Origin of the sequence: Flavobacterium sp. Arc2, assembly GCF_041431385.1 — a bacterium.
In the GTDB taxonomy this organism is placed as follows: Bacteria; Bacteroidota; Bacteroidia; order Flavobacteriales; family Flavobacteriaceae; genus Flavobacterium.
Genome location: NZ_JASMRH010000011.1, coordinates 50,427 through 67,922 on the forward strand (window position 1 = coordinate 50,427; position 17,496 = coordinate 67,922).

Here is a 17,496-nt window from a genome sequence, read left to right on the forward strand (position 1 = left end):
TTTTTTTTAAAATTAAATTTCAATTACTGCAATTTTCAAATGCAATAGGAACTTTTTGAACTTTATATTTTATGCAAACTTTAGTAAAAAAAGGTGGTTATAAGACCGTGCTCATCATTATTAAAAACAAATTTTAATTTTTATAACACTTTTGAGTTCAGTCTACATTTAATGAATACCATTTTTAGAAATTTTAACCAATAACAGACGGTTCGACCTGTTATATTTTAAACCTTGTGTATTGGGAGAATTCTTCTACTAACACAAACTCACTATGGAGCTTATTAATCTCCCTTCTTATGTTTTGTAATAGTCTGTTTCTTTGGAGAAACGGTTTGTTTGTTCATTAAGCAAAAACATTACCTCTTAGCCACTCTTTTAAATTTATGGTTTGATTAATATATAAATTTAAAGAAAGAGTACTTGTTTCCCATAAACATTAGCTATTAACGATTAGTTAACAATATCGTGCTGATTTGATGGTATTGAAAACTAGGGGTATTTCTTTTATTTTGACTCCTATAAGTAAAGAGAATTTTTATGTTGAATGCTAGTCAGAAAGAAAAAAAATGTGTGAGGTATCTTGCCAATGAAATGTCGAAAGCAGAGCGGTCTGTATTTGAAATTGAATTGTCTTTAGATGACGATCTACTTGCTAATTTTGAAAATTTTAAATCAATCTGGATTAGTTATCCCAATAGTGATTTCTCCAAAGCAACTAATTCCTTTGGACAAATCATTAAAAAGTATAACAAACCAGAAAAGGAAAAATCGTTAAAGGGTTCATTTAATTATAAGGTGCTTCTTTCTACTGCTTTACTTTTTGTCTTTTGCACGATTTTTTATTTTGTTGCAATACCAAATTCTGAATATACCAATCATAAAATTGCTTCTAAAGGAGAGCGACTCACTTTTACGCTACCAGATAGCAGCACCGTTATTTTAAACTCGGGAAGTGAGGTTAAATACTCTAGTGATTTTGGAAAACAGAGAAATATTTGGTTAAAAGGAGAAGCTTTCTTCAAAGTTACAAAAAATATTAATTCCCCTTTTAATGTTCATACTACTGATTTTGATGTGAAAGTTTTAGGAACAGAATTTAATGTTAATAGCAGTGTACTTAACCAAACAATTTCATTAGTAAAGGGGAAGGTAAACGTATTACTGAAAGAAAGTAAGGATGAAATTAACCTAATGCCAAATGAAGAATTGGTTTGGAATGCCAAAACAAAGTGTGTCATCAAAAGAAATTTTGATGTCAATAAAATTTTAGCTTGGAAAGATAATATACTTCTACTCGACGATGTGAAAATTGAAGATGCTCTTGCTAAAATTAATCAATTCTATGGGGTGAATTTTGTAATTAAGGATGCTGTAATTGCAAATAGGCATATCAAAGGGGCTTTCAAGAATCAGTCTATTGATGAATTTATAACTTCTCTAGAATTTATTTTAGATGTGAGTATAACAAAAACTAGTCAAAACAACTTCGAAATAGCAAAATACCATGAAAATTAACCAAGTAAAAATGGGCAATAGTGATTGCTTTTCGGATGATTATTTATTTCAGCAAATTCGAAATGGTCAATACGAAGCCATGGAACTTTTCTTCAATAGATATTATACTCCTTTGTGTCGTTTTGGATTGAGTTATGAATCTAATTCTTGTCTTGTAGAAGAAAAAGTAGCTGATATTTTTATTCAGTTGTGGAACAATAGAAATCTTCTTAATAAAATTAAAAATCCTAAATCTTATATCTATGTAGTAGTAAAAAACAGTTTAAAAACAGTACGGAAATCAGAGCAGTTTCATCAACAAATTGATGAAAGTAAAACTAATAATACAATGTTTTCTCCCAGTAGAGAGCAGGAGATTATTGAAAATGAACAAAAGGAAATTAATACCAATTTGATACGTGAAATATTAGATGTTATCCCTAAAAAGTCACGGCAAGCTTTTGAACTCAGTAGAATAGACGGATTAAAATATAAAGAAATTTCAATAATTCTAAACGTCACTCCTAAAACGGTTGAAAATCATATAGCTATTGCACTCAAATATATTAGTAAGGCTTTGGACTCTCATAAAAAAGATAGAGTTATTTAACTCTGTTTAATAATTAGTAGAAAACTAACTTTTTTAAAATCAGGTTTAGTTTGTTAAAAACAACATTAAGTAATCACAGATAAAATGAAACAAAAAATTATTCTAACCTTATCATTATGTTTTCAGTTGGGTATTGGGACTATTTATTCTAATACTCCAATAATAAATGAAACCGTAGAAAATATAGCTGTAAACGAGAAAATTAATTTGAATCTAAAAGATGTTTCCATAAAACAAATTTTTTCTCTAATAGAGCAGCAAATTGACAAAAAGTTCATTTATAGGTCAGACCAGAAATTTCTTCAAGAAAAAATTTCTATTACGACGAGTAATCAGGATTTAAATCAAGTATTAGCTGTTTTAAAAACCAAGGTGAGTCTTGATTTTAAGATAACTAAAAATGGGATTTTAGTAAAAGAACTTGGTAATTCAAGTCAGAATAAGACTCAAGAAAACAGAAAAATTATTGGAGTAGTTTTAGATAATTCTAATTTACCTATTCCTGGAGCATCTGTTTTTGTAGCAGGAACTGCAATAGCAACCACTACTGATTTTGATGGGAAATTTATGATTAATGTCCCTGAAAACACAAGCAGTTTATCTTTTAGTTATATAGGGTTTGAGACTAAAGTAATCAATATTGAGAATAAAACCGAAGTTAAAGTAATTCTTTCTGAATCAACTTCTCAGTTAGACGAAGTTGTAGTTGTGGGTTATGGTACAGAACAAAGAAGAAATGTTACCGCTTCTATTTCTACTGTAAAAATGAAAGATATTAAATCACAACCAAAGGCTAATGTAGTTGAAATGCTTGAAGGTCGCTTGCCTGGTGTTCAAATCATGAGTGATAACAGCCCAGGAGGAGGTTCTTCTATTAGGGTGAGAGGTTTTAGTACCATTAACAATAATGATCCATTAGTAATTATAGATGGGGTTCCGGCTTCAAATGGATTAAATGGTATCAATCCATCTGATATAGAAACTCTTCAAGTATTAAAGGATGCTGCATCTTCTTCTATTTATGGTTCTCGTGCTGCTAACGGAGTTGTCGTTATTACGACAAAAAAAGGTGGGAAAAATGGAAAAACTGAAATACAATTTGATGGGTATTCTGGTGTTCAATCGTCCTTTAACTTACCTAATATGCTTAATGCGCAACAATATGGTGATTTACTTTGGCAAGCCACAAAAAATGATGGAAAAGTACCAGCAAGTGGGATTTACGGAAGCAATCCTAATTCACCAATAATTCCTGAGTATCTTAATTCTAGTAAAACCATTCCAAGTGATGATGTAAAATGGATTAATGAAATTATGCAGCCCGCCGCCGTTCATTCCTATAATTTATCGCTGTCAAAAGGGGATGAAAAAGGCCAACACGCTTTCTCTCTTGGCTATTTTAATCAGGAAGGAATTATAAAGCATACCGGTTTTGAACGTTTTTCGGCTCGATTTAATTCCAGTTATACCATTAAAGACTTTTTGACTATTGGTGAAAACTTTACGTCTTCGTATACTGAGCAAGTAGCAACAGGAACCAATAGCGCTTTGGGAAGCATCGTTTATGATGCATTGCAGTTCCCTTCTATTGTTCCCGTTTATGATAATAATGGAGATTTTGCTGGAAATCCACTCAATGATATTGCAAATCCACTTGGGAATTTAACTCGTGCCAAAGACAATAAGCAAAAACGAATTCAAGCCTTAGGGAATGTATTTGTTAGTGCTAAGATCAGTGATTTCACTGTTAAAACCTCTTTAGGATTGGATTTTGAGAATTATAATTACAGAGGTTTTTCACCTGTTTACAATGAAATCCTTTCGCAAAATGTGAAAAACTCATTAACCACTAACAATAGTTTTAATTATCAATTAACAATATCAAATACTTTAAATTATAAGAAACAGATTGGTAGTCATAATCTAGACATTCTTCTGGGTCAAGAAGCTATTAAGTATTATTACGAAGGGTTTGGAGCTACTCGTCAAAACTTCCTTTATGAAGATCCAAATTTCAGGTATTTAAGTTATGGTACCGAAAATCAATTAAACACAGGTACTGCAAACGAGTGGGCTTTGAATTCTTATTTTGGTAGAGTAAATTATAATTTTAATCAAAAATATCTATTAAGTGCTACAGTAAGAAGGGATGGAACTTCAAGATTGGCCAATAACAATTGGGGAACTTTTCCAGCAGTTTCGGGAGGTTGGAGAATAGACAAGGAGGATTTCTTTGATTTTGGAGATAAATTCAGCTCGTTTTTACTGCGTGCTAGTTGGGGACAAACCGGAAATCAACAGCTACCTTCTTATTCTACTGTAGATAGCTATTTTAATAACAATAATTATTCTGATTATGCCATTGGTGGCGGTCAAAATGTGACGGAAACAGGATTAACACAAACACGCGTTTCTAATGCTGATTTATCTTGGGAAACAACTACTCAGAGAACAATTGGAGTTGATCTCGGTTTTTTTAATGATAAATTAAATGTTACGGCAGAATATTACAATAAGGAGACTAATGATATTCTTGTTTATAATGTGGTTCCATTGACCTATGGAGGGACTAATGATGGACAATGGATTAATGATGGGCAAATGAAAAATCATGGTTTTGAACTAGATTTAAATTTTGCAGATAAAATAAGTGATTTCTCCTATGACCTTGCTTTGAATTTGACGGGTTATAAAAATGAATTGACAGCTTTAAATAGTGTGGCTTATTTAGGGATTCCTAGTTCTTCTTTACATACGGTTAATTTTGATCAGGAAATATCTAGAAGTGCAGTTGGAGAACCTATAGGATCCTTTTATGGATATGTTTCTGAAGGTTTATTTCAAAGTCAACAAGAAGTTTTAGATTATGGTTTGCAACCTAACGCACAAGCTGGAGACCTTAAGTTTAAAGATGTCAACGGTGATGGAGTAATTGATAGTAAAGACAGGACTTTTATTGGTTCTCCACACCCTGATTTGATGCTAGGTTTTAATATCAACCTTAAATACAAACAGTTTGATTTAGGAATGTTTTTTAACGGAAGTTTTGGAAATGATATCTATAATCTAACCAAGTACAAAACCCATTTTTTCAATCAAGCATCCTACAATAAAGATGTTGCTTTATTAGATGCTTGGACGGTTGATAATCCAAATTCTACTATTCCAAGATTGTCACTAGACGATAGAAACAATAACATTCGTGCTTCTTCCTATTATGTTGAAGACGGTTCTTATTTCAAATTAAATAATTTACAATTAGGCTATACTTTTCCTTCGCAAGCTTTAGCCGGAATGAAATTGCGTTTATATGGACAGGCTAGTAATGTTTTTACTATAACTAAATATAGTGGTATGACCCCTCAAATAGGTCTTCAAAGTTATTCTTCAAGTAATAGAAACCTTGATATAGGTATTGATAGAGGAATTTACCCCCCTTCAAGAACGTTTACTTTTGGTTGTAATTTAAACTTTTAAATTTAAAAATGATGCGAATAAAAAACACAATAAAAACAGTTTTCCTATTGGCTTTAGGCCTTCAGATGAGTTCATGTTCTAATGATTTTTTAGAGGAAGTTACCTACGGTGAAGTTGATCCTTCTGAAATGACAAAGCCTGCAAATGTAGAACGTGTCATAATATCGGCCTATAGTGTTCTTAACGGTCAAATAGATGGGGCTAGTAATGCTTATAATTCTCCCGACTCTAATTTTAGTTTTGGAGACATAACTTCTGATGATAGTTATAAAGGTGGTGGTGGAACAGGTGATCAGAATAACATTCACCAAATGGAGATTTACAATGAAAATGCAACTACGGTAGATATTGAACGCAAATGGATGGCGCTTTATGAAGGTGTAAAGCGTTCTAATGAAGCCATGCGATTGTTAAACGCTTCGACTGATTTTGAAGCTTCTTTAAAAGTGAAGAGAATGGCTGAATTACGTTTTTTGAGAGGTCACTTTTATTTTGAATTAAAAAAGATATACAATCAGATTCCCTATATCGATGAAACGGCTACAACCGTTGCTGACTATGCAAAATCAAATACGACCTTTACTTCAGATGAGATTTGGACAAAAATTGAAACTGATTTTCAGGAAGCTTATGCCAATCTTCCAGAGACGCAAAGTGAACTGGGACGACCAACTAAAATAGCAGCTAAAGCTTATTTGGCAAAATGTTATTTATTTGAAAGTAAATGGCAACTGGCTTATGACGCTACTACTGAAATAATGAGTAGTAATTATGGTTTATTGACAGATTTTCAGCAAGTATTTTTACCAGAGAATGATAATAATAAGGAAATTATTTTTGCAGTTCAACATTCGGTAAATGATGGACAGCCTAATAATTATAATGGGAGTATCGGCGATAGATTGACTGCTCCAGGAGGCCCATTTTATTCCCAATATGGTTTTCACCGTCCTTCTCAGAATCTAGTGAACGCTTTTAAAACAGATGCCTCAGGTTTACCCTTAGAAAATAATGTAAACGTTGTTGCTAGTGATAATGTAGATCCCCGATTGGACATTACCGTTGGACGTCCCGGAATACCTTACAAAGATTTGGGTGTTCTGTATCAGGAAACTTGGGCTAGAGATTTGGCAACTTATGGCGCCTTTTCTCCAAAGAAACGTATAGTTTCAGCAAAGTCACCTTATTATGTTACGGTTTGGCCATACGTAAATGCGTTAAATTATTACATTATCCGTTATGCGGAGGTTGTTTTATGGAGGGCAGAGGCAGCAGTAGAAATAGGGAAATTAGAAGAAGCGAGAACGTTAGTAAATCAAATTCGAAATCGCGCAGCTAATACTGCCTTTGTAAAAACTTTAGACGGAAGTGTCAATGCTGCTAACTATACTATAGCGCCGTACAGCACAGTATGGACAAGTAAAGTTTTGGCTAAAACTGCAGTACATTTAGAAACTCGTTTGGAAACAGCAATGGAAGGGCATCGCTTCTTTAACCTAGTTCGATGGGGAGAGGCAGATACTGTTTTAAATGCGTATCTTTTGATTGAAAAAACTAGGAGAACACACCTAACTAATGCCGTGTTTGTCAAAGGTAAAAACGAATATTTTCCAATACCACAAAGGTATATTGATGGATTACCTATAGGAATGGTTACTCAGAATAATGGTTATTAAAAATTAAATAAAATTAGGCAATCTTATCGATTGCCTAATTTTTATATAAAAAAGATGAAAAAACTAATTTACATATTAATTACGCTTGCATGTATTTCAGGCTATAGCCAAGAAGGCAAAGAATTTGATTTGAAGTACAAATCATCTAAATCATCTTCGCTGGTACAGGATAAGAATTTTTATTTGCTGACAGCCATTCAAAACGATAAAGCAGTTAGTCAACTTCTAGAAAACAATAGTGTTTTAAAAAGCATTTTTAATAAACAGCAACAAGAAATTGGTTCCAAGCTGAACTCTTGCAAAGACAGCCTTTCCTGCTTGATTAGTGGCTATCAATTTAAAGAAAAAGAACTCAAAAGTATTGAAAAAGAACTTCAGCTTTTGATGAAAAATAAAAAAGATCTGCAAGATTTTGTGAAAAATAATTTACGTCCTTCAGGAAAGTATGAAAATTTTAAAAATAATACAGATACCGAATTACTGCTCAAAGCGTGGCAAGTTTGCGCTCAAGGAATGAATCGGATTATGAATATTTATGGAATTGGAGAAGCCCCTCAGTATGCTACAATAGATTCTGTTTCTTATGATGTAAAGTCTAAATTTTATAAAGGATCTGTTTTTATGTGGTCTGACCTGCTCCACAATAAAAAACCTAAACTGAATACTTTATTTTTTCAAGAAAGCTTGGATTTTAGTTTGTCACTTTTGTACATGAACCATCGTGATGAGGTGGCGCGTTACGAATCGTTAGAGGAAAAGGAGAACAAAAAAGCAATTGATCATATAAAGCAAATAAATTTTAATGCTTTTGATTATGCTTCTATTTTAATTTTGGGAAATGGACCAGAGAATTATCAAGATCGATTGTCCGCCGTGGGAAAACTAAACATACAATTAGGAGTGTTAGAATATGAAGCTAAGAAAGTCCCTTTAATTATTGTTTCCGGAGGACACGCCCATCCTTTTAGAGCTCCTTATTGTGAGGCTATTGAAATGAAAAAAGAATTGATAGGTGTGTATCATATTCCCGAAGAAAACATCCTTATTGATCCTTTTGCAAGGCACACCACAACTAATTTACGTAATGCCAGTAGAATGATGTTTGCTTATCAAATGCCAACTGACAAAAAAAGTATTGTAATTACGAATGTTAGTCATAGTGATTATGTAGGAAGCCCGAATTTTAATGCACGTTGTATAGAAGAATTAGGCTATTTACCTGCCATTATTCTAAAGAGACTTAATTCGACTGCAATAGAATTTTTACCAAAAATAGAATCTTTGCATCAAAACCCAATCGATCCTTTAGACCCATAAATTTATTATCATGAAAAAAATACTAGTTATACTACTTGTTTTTTTTGCAATTGCTTGCCAATCTTTAAAAAATAATGACGCCAAACTAGCATCACCAGTTGAAAGGGTAAATGTGTTTTTAGGTACATCAGGAGATCATGGACAAATGTCACCTTCAGCATCTTCACCTTTTAATATGATGAGTATTGGTCCCCAAACTTATCCTCATATTCATTCTGGATACGAGCATTTGGCCAAGGAATTTTTGGGATTTACCCATAGCCGTATCGAAGGAGTAGGCTGTATGGGAACTGGAGGAAATCTACTTATTAAACCTATTTTTGATGGAGATGTGAGCACGGCATTAATCAAAAAACAAGAATCAGCATCCCCAGGTTTTTATGGAGTAACATTTGAGAATGGGATTAAAGCCCAAATGAGTGTAAAACATAATTTTGGAATTCATCATTATGAATTTCCGAGAAAAGGGGCAGAGCTTTTTATTGATTTGTCCCATGCTTTTGTTAATCGATTTGTTGCTGAAGAGCATGAAGTTGACAGCAATACTATAAGTGGCTGGATTGATACTCAAACCACTTGTGATAAGGGAATATATCGTATTTATTATATTCTGGAGTTCTCAAATTTAGCTACTATAAAGCCATTTAAGGAACATAAGTACCTTATTTCGGGTCTTACAGACGCTACCGAAATGGAAGTTCGAGTTGGTTTTTCCTCCGTTAGTACGGCTTACGCCAAAGCTAGAATAGAGGTGATGCCCTTGGAAGAGTTAAAGGCGCGAACAACGGAAAAATGGAATCATCTTTTAAATAGAATAGAAGTAACTGGCGAAAAAGATAGAGAAGATTTATTCTACTCGCTTTTATACCGAGGATTACAAGCACCATTTTTAGTTTCGGAATCGGATGGAAGCTACAAAGCCATTGACGGTTCGATTCAAAAATCGAGGAGTCCGATATACAACGGTTGGGCCATTTGGGATAATTATCGAGAGCAATTACCCATGCTTTCATTGGCTTATCCAGAACGTTTTGGCCCCATCGTGAAGTCTATTGCTAATTTATATCCGTATGGGAAGAATAATTGGGCTACGAAACACGAATCCTCGCCTACAGTGCGCACGGAACATGCGATTGTAGTTTTATTGGATGGATATAAAAAAGGATATCCAGTAGATTTTAATACTATTAAGGATTCTTTAATTGCAGAAGTAGACCGATTGGAGTACAATTCGCCTGACACGGCTTTGGAATCCTCTTATGACAGTTGGGCTCTTTCTGAAATCCTGAAAATTACCAAAGATTCTATGTTAAGTAACCAATATTTGAATAAGGCTTTAAAATATAAAAACTATTGGAAAAAGGATTTTGCCGATTTATCTAAGGGAGATCTCGATAATATGCCAGCTCGTGGAATGTATCAAGGGACCGTTTGGCAATACCGCTGGTTTGTTCCTTTTGATGTGTTGGGTTTAAAAAACTTGATAGGAGGCGAAGATTCATTTTTAAAGCAATTAGATCAATTTTTTGCAGAAGATAATTACAATCATGCAAATCAACCAGACCTGCAAGTTCCTGGTTTGTATAATGCGAGTTCACAACCTTGGAAATCACAAAAACTATTTAGAAATATTATGTTAGATACCGTGGTGCAAGCTTATTTTAATGACAATAGTAAAGGAATTGATTCTTATATTGGAAGGATTTATAAGAATGAACCCCAAGCTTATGTTCGCACTATGGATGATGATGCAGGCACAATGTCTTCTTGGTTTGTGATGCGAAGTATGGGGCTGTCCCCAGCAAATATTGGTACTCCCATTTATTATTTGACCGCTCCTATATTTAAGAACGTAGATTTAAATTGGGAAAACGGAAAGTCTTTTCACATTGAAGTCAGAAATTATAATAAAGATCACTTTTATATTCAGTCGGTTTGGTTAAATGGGCAGCCTTTATTTAGAAATTGGTTGACGCAGGAAGAGATTAGTAATGGTGGAACTTTAATAATCGAAACTGCTGCATTGCCTAATAAAAAGTGGGGAATTGAGGATCGGTGGATTTCAAAGACTGAGTAGTTTATAAATTAATAACGGGTAAGTATTGATTGTTTTTATGATTTGCGGTATCTATTCAGATTATTAATTTAAAAGGATTAAAATAGTTTTCTACCGAAGCACCAACAACTGTAAGGGACCTTTGTTGCCATCTTCAAACGTGTTATTTACAACAGACAAGGACAATTTGGGTTAGCACTCCAAAAAGAACTGCCACACTTTGTTCCATCACTTTTTTGGCTAAGTCTACTATTTACTTTAGCTAATATTCGAATACCGGTTGCTGTTTTGTGCCGAAATATTCCAAGTTGCACTGCTAATGAAAATCACCAACAGTATTATCGGTTAGTTTTATAACATTAGAGACATTTCTTAGACATCTTCATTTGTTATTGGTTGAAAACTTACTGCTTCGATGCAATTTTTACAACAGGCGAGGAGTGAGCCCATGCGATCGTTTGGATTTATTTTTCAGTTTGTTTGAAACTATATGCTGCAAACTTCCCTCCGTTATCAAACTGTCTCGTCCTGAATAACCGATACAGATTATTAGACAAAAATATTTAATTAAACACTTGCAGAAACATTTTTGCAAGTGTTTTTTGTTTTATATGTCCTCATTTTAATTTGATTTTGTAAATGCATTTTGTTTGGAGTCAGCATATAGTTAGAATAGTGAGGTCTTAATTCATTGTATATAGTGACTGATTCTTTAACAATCTGTTTCATGATTTTTAAATCTAGGTTGTATTTATCAATCATGAATTCCTGTTTTAATATTCCGTTTATTCTTTCAGCTACAGCATTCTCATATGGGTCAGAGTTTTGCGTCATACTTGGCAATATTCCGTTTTTATTTAGCGTGTTTTGATAATCATTAGCACAATATTGCAATTCTCTGTCTGAATGATGAATCAATGGTATTTCGTTGTTCTTTCTCTGTTTTATAGCCATATTAAGAGCCTTAACACTACTTTCTGTATTCATATTGTCAGCAACATAATATCCCATAATTTTCTTAGAATATGCATCTGTAACAATGCTCAAATAACACGGTTTTTCTCGTTTTCCAATATATGTTATGTCTGAAACCCAAACTTGATCGGGCCTATGTATTTCTAAGTCAAGAATTTGATTTTGATGTTTTCTAAATCGATGATGAGAATTAGTTGTTACATGATAACTACGTTTTGGCTGTATCAATAAATGATTAGCCCTGAGTATATCAAATAATTTATCTCTTCCAACTTTCATCGGCTTAAGAACATTCATTAGTATGTGATATGATTTCTTACCACCTAGCCTGGGCATTGTTTTCCTAACTTGATTAATCATTGACACGACTTCAATTGCTTTAGCTTCCTTGTTACTTTTTCTTTTAATTCTTCGATAATAAACCTGTCTGTCTATCCCGAACAAATTACAGGCGAACATTATTGTTTGCTGTTCTTTGTGTTTAAAATGGTCGATTGTTCGGGTGGAGAGTTTTTTCGTATGTCAATTTTATATTCTTCTTCTGCGATATCGATCATCATATCAAAAATGATTACTTTTTTATCTGCAACAAAGGCTTGTCGTTCCAAAAAGGACTTCTGCTTCTCTAGAAGTTTTACCTTGGCTTCAAGCTCCATGATCTTTTGTTCTGGCGACTTTGACATAGTAAATGGTGTTTGATTTTCCCAATCAAAGTTACCGAATTTTCGGAGCCATTTAACAACAGTGGATCTATTTTGAATGCCATAAGTCTTTGTGGATTCCGTAACTGTAAGTTCTCCTCGTTCAATTTCTTGAACAATTTGTAATTTAAAAGACATTGAGTAATCTTTTTGAGTTCGCTTAACATAGCGTGTTTCTTCATGTTTTTCCATTAGGATACTTTTTGTGTATCGCTATTTCAGGACGGGACAAACCTTCAAAAAAAGGAAATAATCGTTTTTCGGTGTAGGCTTTTAATTGTACTGGAATGGTCAAATTAATGCTTTCTTTTGGGTGCTCTATAATAAAATTTTCATCGTAGATTTTTAAAATGAGAACTATAATGGCATCTTAGATGATGTCTTGCTATTACTTATGAATTTCGTTGACTTCTTAATTTACTAATGAAATAGGTGGGAGAAAGGCCTGTTTGATTTTTGAAAGCTCGAGTAAAGTTTTGCGTGGAACCGAAACCAGCTTCGTCACCTAATGCCTTATTGGTGTAATTGCGATATTTGTTTTCGTTTTTGAGTAATTCTATAATATGGTCAATCTTTAAATAGGTGATATATTCAACTGTTCCTTTTTTTCGATAGCGTGCAATAATTTTAGAAGCATATTTCGTATTGGTGTTTAGTAATGACGCTATTCTTGCCAAAGTCATGTCTTTTTCGAGGTACTTTTTATTGCGCTCAAATTTTTCGATATTTTTTAGAACTGCAGTAATTAGTTCAGGATTGATATCGAGTTCTTTACTGGTATTGTTTAATACTAATGATTGGGCCGTGTCGGGTTTGCGATTCATTAATTCTTCAAATAATCTTTTGCTTTTATAGTGTCTGTGTACCAGAAACACAATGATTATTAACATTATAGTTATTATAATGGAGACCACAACTGTCCAGTAGTGTTCATTGTTTATTTGAGTTTGAAGTATTTTTTTGCTGTCGTATTCTTTGTATATTTTGCCTGAAAGGTATTTGTAATCCTTAAGTAACTGCTGATCTACTTTTGACAGGGTGCTGAAGTAGTATAGTTCTAATTCCTTGTTGTTTTGTTCCCGATAGTAATCAATTAAGAGTTCATAAGCCTCCCGTAAATCAGGGCGGATGTACTTTTGTTTTTGGAAAGCTTCATCTATCTTTTTTAAGTAGGGTACTGCCTTTTCCTGCAACTTGAGGGCCCAGTAGCTTTTACCGATGTAAAAATAGGCCGTCGTTTCGTTTGTAAAGTCTTTATTCTCTTTTAAAGCAGGCAGTGCCTTTGTCAATTTCTTTATTGCGTCAGGATAATTGTGTTTGAAATACTGATTTACGCCTTCGGAATGGATGAAGTAGGACTGCATTTCTAGGTTTTTAAGACGCAAGCCCTCATTCAGCCCCAGCTGATTCATTTGGCTGCATAACTTATATTTACCTATGCGGTTGTAAGAAAGGCCTAATGAATGAAGTGTATTCAGATAAGCACGGTTATTTTCTTCCTTGAAATAGCCCAAGCACTCTTTAAATAAGGCTATTGCCTCATGGTAAAATCCAAGGTAATATTTGATCTGAGCAATGCCATATTTTACTTTGTGAATTTGATATTGGTTGTTTGTTTTTGAAATGTATTCGTCTGCCATGAGGTAGCTGTCCAATGCCTTCATATGCTCTTTACGATCGTATTGGATAACCCCTTTCGTGATGTAACCCGATCCGATTAATGTAAAATCAGCTGTTTTTTTTGCCGCTATCAACATACTATCGGCATAGATAAGTTGTAGCTTTTTATCGCTTGTATAAATTAAGGCTTTATAGGACTGCGCCTTTTGACCATAGTTTTTCTCCCGTTTTGCTTTGGCTAACCATGCCTGCGCATACAGCATTTCTTTGATACTATCTTTTTCCTCATAAAGTATGTTGCTGCTAAAATATTCATAGTCTTTGGTTGAAAGACTGTCCGGAATGACAAAATTCCTTTGTTGCGTATACGCGTAATTATAAAAGAATACCCATACTATAAGCAAGTGTTTTTTTGTCATATTCCTAAGAGATTGGCACTTATTGATTAGAAATCACAAGGTTAATATATCTCAATACACTACTCCTGCAAAATAAATGTAACTAAAATAACTATACAGACGCAAGAATTTACCTAGTAAATAATCTTATTGTCTTTTTTATGGTAACTATCTGAATATATGTTGCTTATTGAAAATTGTAGTGTGTTCAATTCGGGAATTACATATTGTAGATTCCCGAATTGAACAGTTGTTGGCTTGCAGGAGGGGAAAGGTCCCATTAGTTTTGCCCTGAATTCAAACGGTTTTGTTATGAGCAAAACCACCATCAAAATTGTTCAGATTATCCCGGGAGAAATGAACTGATTAAAAAGTAATCAGTAACATTTAAAACATTATCAAAGATGAAAAAATTCTATTTAGGTTTTAGTACATTAATTTGTTTATCGGTTCTATTTGCACTTGCTTCCTGTACAACCGATAGTCCTCTTGTAGAGGGCGATACGATAGGCATGTCAGATGCGAAGAAGGAGAATTTTTATTATACTCCCAGAAAAGGGGATACAGTGCTCGCTACGGAAAGTTTATCGACTAATACAGTTACAATGCAGGCAGATGAAACCGTTGATCCAGACTGGAAAAAGCTTATCACCCATTTTACAGGAACTACAGGGAGCAACGAGTAGTTGAATCCAGGTTTAAGATAGGAGTTATTACAATCAAAACTAGAAGGCTGCTCATTTTAGTGTGAGCAGCTTTTTTTTTAATTTTCATCTGCATCATCCATGCGGATTATGAGTTTGTTTTTGAGTGTATTCATAAATTTTGTCCTATCGGATTTCCTGTTGCGGATTTCCAGAAAAACCCTGTTGAATTGGCCCAATTCGATTTCTAAAGAAGATTCGAAAAAGGTTATGACTTCTTTGAGCCCTGTGGCTCCATTATTAAAAACGCCTTCTGAATGCAGAGCATAAATTAATTCTATCAAATCTACTTTTGATCCTGTCCATTTTAGGCTTTTAGAGAGTGGGTAAGGCGATTGTGTTGTTATTGCCTTTCTTTCTAGTTTTTCCATTTGCTCCAGCAGAAAAATTTTTATTTCATCGTTCGCTATTATGCGAGCCATCTTATAGTCGTGAGAGGTTGCGAATCGATGGTCTATTTGAAAATAAATACTGTCCATCATTAATTTAAGATCGTATTTTTCGCGTATAAAATATTTGCTATCAAGACAGTTGTTAGCTGTGCGACAGTAGCGGTAAAACTCTTGGTTGTCGCGGAAGAACACTTTTAATTTAAGGAGTTCTGCTTTATAATATCTACTAATTTCTTTGTGGGAACCCAGTGGCTTATTGGTTTCAATAGTATAGATTTCGCAGTAGTAAATCAGTTTGCTCGCAAACTTTGGTTTGATGTCGCGAAAGAATTCTATTTCCTCCTTTTTGTTAAGCCCTTTATATTTTATGAAATAGGTTTTCAGTCTCTCTAGGGCAGCAACGCAGCTTTTGATGGCTTGTTCGGCCGATTGTATAGGGTTTTCTGTTTGCAGATGGATCATTTTTAATTGCTGCTCTAATTGGGACATCAAGGATTCAGAAAATGATTTCATTGAAGCGGTTTAAGATTTACAAATTAACTTATTTGGTAATTGGATTGTGCTGTAAATATATTTAATGGTTGCTAGGCTTGCAAATGGTGTAGTGTTCAATTCCCGAATTGAATAGTGAAATTCCCGAATTGCATACTTTGTTTTTTGGACAAATGCGGTGATTCTGTTTTGTATTTACCGCAAAAATGCGGTGATAAATAGAAATAATCAGCGCATAGTATTCTATTTGTGGCTACTGACTTTAACCCACCGCAATAATAATACTTCGACTTCTTCTTGATGATTTTTTTGAGAAGCTTACTGTTTCTAAATATGCCTAAATCACTAACGTTTCTACTGATACTTCTCTTAGAGATACTCAAGATTTAATGGGTAAAGGTATTATTGAACAAGGCGGAAGCGGTAGAAGTACTTCCTATATGTTAATTACTATTTAAAAGTTTATTCTCTATTTTTTAATTGTTTGTTGAAGATTTTGCATTCGCATGACCACAGTAATTTTGTTTCGTAGCTAAATTGCCAGTTTTTAACCTCTAATGTTTGGTTAAAGATAAAAGGTACTGGTTGAAGGTTGAGAGAGCTCGAAGAGCCGGGTGATAATGATTTTTATTATAATCTTGCAACCCACTTGCCAATCTCAGCAAGCATTTCGTTAAAATTTGGTTGGCCTTTATAATACAGTGTTGCAGTTTTTTCATATCGTTGTCTAAAACGATTCCTAAGTTCCTTATCAGTTAGCAAGAATGCCTCATTTTCTGCAATAGGAATATTGTAGTCTGTTTTGGGAAACCTTGCTGTTTTGTGTGCCTGGTATTCTTCTGAGGCAATGAAGTCCTGAACCTGCTTATTTTCTAATAGACTATATACATCATAATAGTGGCGCATTAAATTTTGACGTTCTTCGCCAGTTTCCTGTTCCTGTCTGAATTTAGTCGCTATGGTTTGCAATTTTTCGACAAAAGTATAACCAGGATGGTAGCAGGCAATATCTTTTGCTTGGTTATCAATTATATCAACACCTTGCTCTATAGCTCTGTCATAAGCCCATGAAGAAATGGAGAGATTGTTGTTAGGGGTGACTGTATCAAATCCTGCTTCAAGAAGAATACCTTCCTTGACACCATCTATACCTTCCGATATACTATTATAATTCAACCTGATGCCACCACTTCGATAATATCTGGTATCGTCAAAGGCAATGTCTCTTTTTACATCTATAATCCCATCTATTTTTATGTCAGCTGCCAGTCCATCATAGAAGTGTCTTTTAGCTTCAATATTTGCCGGTTTTTCTTTTTTTGGATTTTCATCAATATTCAAGTTGATTGGAGGTTTTATATGAATATCGATATCTTCGGAGAATCGGTGAATAATACCATAACCTTTAGATAATGAAGTTCCGCCTTTGAGTTCAAATTTATAGCCTTGTTGCTTTAGACCGTACAAGACATGCATAATCCAATAATCTTTTTCAATAAGACCTGGTTCAATGCTCAATTCCTGACCGACTATTCGAAGCAAGGCAGCAAAATCTTTATGGTTGTGTAAGTAATCAGACAT

At 33.9% G+C, this 17,496-nt stretch carries 12 protein-coding genes; 7 read left to right on the forward strand and 5 right to left on the reverse strand.

The window, feature by feature from the left end; all coding sequences use genetic code 11:
* Nucleotides 1-540: 540 nt before the first annotated feature.
* The 6 genes from QO182_RS09325 (at nt 541) to QO182_RS09350 (ending at nt 10,654) form a co-directional block, all read left to right on the forward strand.
* Complete coding sequence (locus tag QO182_RS09325; RefSeq protein ID WP_371561179.1) at nt 541-1,518, forward strand: FecR family protein; 978 nt, start codon at nt 541-543, stop codon at nt 1,516-1,518.
* Nucleotides 1,508-2,107, forward strand: a complete 600-nt coding sequence (locus QO182_RS09330) for a sigma-70 family RNA polymerase sigma factor (protein WP_371561181.1) — start codon at nt 1,508-1,510, stop codon at nt 2,105-2,107. Before QO182_RS09325 ends, QO182_RS09330 begins: the two co-directional genes overlap by 11 nt.
* 84 nt (nt 2,108-2,191) lie before the next feature.
* On the forward strand, nt 2,192-5,584 hold the full coding sequence (locus tag QO182_RS09335) for a SusC/RagA family TonB-linked outer membrane protein (RefSeq protein ID WP_371561182.1): 3,393 nt from the start codon (nt 2,192-2,194) through the stop codon (nt 5,582-5,584).
* 11 nt (nt 5,585-5,595) lie between these two features.
* Nucleotides 5,596-7,260: a RagB/SusD family nutrient uptake outer membrane protein gene (locus QO182_RS09340; protein ID WP_371561265.1), complete on the forward strand. Its 1,665-nt coding sequence runs from the start codon at nt 5,596-5,598 to the stop codon at nt 7,258-7,260.
* Nucleotides 7,261-7,314: 54 nt separating this feature from the next.
* On the forward strand, nt 7,315-8,577 hold the full coding sequence (locus QO182_RS09345) for a YdcF family protein (RefSeq protein WP_371561184.1): 1,263 nt from the start codon (nt 7,315-7,317) through the stop codon (nt 8,575-8,577).
* Nucleotides 8,578-8,587: 10 nt separating this feature from the next.
* Nucleotides 8,588-10,654, forward strand: a complete 2,067-nt coding sequence (locus tag QO182_RS09350) for a glycoside hydrolase domain-containing protein (RefSeq protein WP_371561186.1) — start codon at nt 8,588-8,590, stop codon at nt 10,652-10,654.
* A gap of 546 nt (nt 10,655-11,200) precedes the next feature.
* On the opposite strand, the gene QO182_RS09355 is transcribed toward QO182_RS09350, so the two are convergent.
* From QO182_RS09355 to QO182_RS09365, 3 genes are all read right to left on the reverse strand, one after another.
* Complete coding sequence (locus tag QO182_RS09355; protein WP_371543333.1) at nt 11,201-12,067, reverse strand: IS3 family transposase; 867 nt, start codon at nt 12,065-12,067, stop codon at nt 11,201-11,203.
* A complete protein-coding gene (locus tag QO182_RS09360) occupies nt 12,067-12,501 on the reverse strand; it encodes a transposase (RefSeq protein WP_371543336.1) in 435 nt (144 codons plus the stop codon). The genes QO182_RS09355 and QO182_RS09360 overlap by 1 nt, the downstream gene beginning before the upstream one ends.
* Nucleotides 12,502-12,701: 200 nt before the next feature.
* Nucleotides 12,702-14,348, reverse strand: coding sequence for a helix-turn-helix domain-containing protein (locus QO182_RS09365; protein WP_371561188.1), 1,647 nt, complete (start codon nt 14,346-14,348; stop codon nt 12,702-12,704).
* 383 nt (nt 14,349-14,731) lie between these two features.
* On the opposite strand from QO182_RS09365, the gene QO182_RS09370 reads away from it, so the two are divergent.
* On the forward strand, nt 14,732-15,013 hold the full coding sequence (locus QO182_RS09370) for a hypothetical protein (RefSeq protein WP_371543342.1): 282 nt from the start codon (nt 14,732-14,734) through the stop codon (nt 15,011-15,013).
* A gap of 77 nt (nt 15,014-15,090) precedes the next feature.
* On the opposite strand, the gene QO182_RS09375 is transcribed toward QO182_RS09370, so the two are convergent.
* Together QO182_RS09375 and QO182_RS09380 are read right to left on the reverse strand one after the other, a co-directional pair.
* Nucleotides 15,091-15,936, reverse strand: a complete 846-nt coding sequence (locus tag QO182_RS09375) for an RteC domain-containing protein (RefSeq protein WP_371543345.1) — start codon at nt 15,934-15,936, stop codon at nt 15,091-15,093.
* A 609-nt stretch (nt 15,937-16,545) separates the two neighbouring features.
* Nucleotides 16,546-17,496 carry a nucleotidyl transferase AbiEii/AbiGii toxin family protein gene (locus tag QO182_RS09380; protein ID WP_371543348.1) on the reverse strand — a complete coding sequence of 317 codons (951 nt, stop codon included), beginning with the start codon at nt 17,494-17,496 and terminating at the stop codon, nt 16,546-16,548.

Coding starts and splice junctions, on each gene's coding strand:
- QO182_RS09325 (WP_371561179.1), top strand. CDS start 541: ATGTTGAATGCTAGTCAGAAAGAAAAAAAATGTGTGAGGTATCTTGCC.
- QO182_RS09330 (WP_371561181.1), top strand. CDS start 1,508: ATGAAAATTAACCAAGTAAAAATGGGCAATAGTGATTGCTTTTCGGAT.
- QO182_RS09335 (WP_371561182.1), top strand. CDS start 2,192: ATGAAACAAAAAATTATTCTAACCTTATCATTATGTTTTCAGTTGGGT.
- QO182_RS09340 (WP_371561265.1), top strand. CDS start 5,596: ATGCGAATAAAAAACACAATAAAAACAGTTTTCCTATTGGCTTTAGGC.
- QO182_RS09345 (WP_371561184.1), top strand. CDS start 7,315: ATGAAAAAACTAATTTACATATTAATTACGCTTGCATGTATTTCAGGC.
- QO182_RS09350 (WP_371561186.1), top strand. CDS start 8,588: ATGAAAAAAATACTAGTTATACTACTTGTTTTTTTTGCAATTGCTTGC.
- QO182_RS09355 (WP_371543333.1), bottom strand. CDS start 12,067: ATGTTCGCCTGTAATTTGTTCGGGATAGACAGACAGGTTTATTATCGA.
- QO182_RS09360 (WP_371543336.1), bottom strand. CDS start 12,501: ATGGAAAAACATGAAGAAACACGCTATGTTAAGCGAACTCAAAAAGAT.
- QO182_RS09365 (WP_371561188.1), bottom strand. CDS start 14,348: ATGACAAAAAAACACTTGCTTATAGTATGGGTATTCTTTTATAATTAC.
- QO182_RS09370 (WP_371543342.1), top strand. CDS start 14,732: ATGAAAAAATTCTATTTAGGTTTTAGTACATTAATTTGTTTATCGGTT.
- QO182_RS09375 (WP_371543345.1), bottom strand. CDS start 15,936: ATGAAATCATTTTCTGAATCCTTGATGTCCCAATTAGAGCAGCAATTA.
- QO182_RS09380 (WP_371543348.1), bottom strand. CDS start 17,496: ATGTCTGATTACTTACACAACCATAAAGATTTTGCTGCCTTGCTTCGA.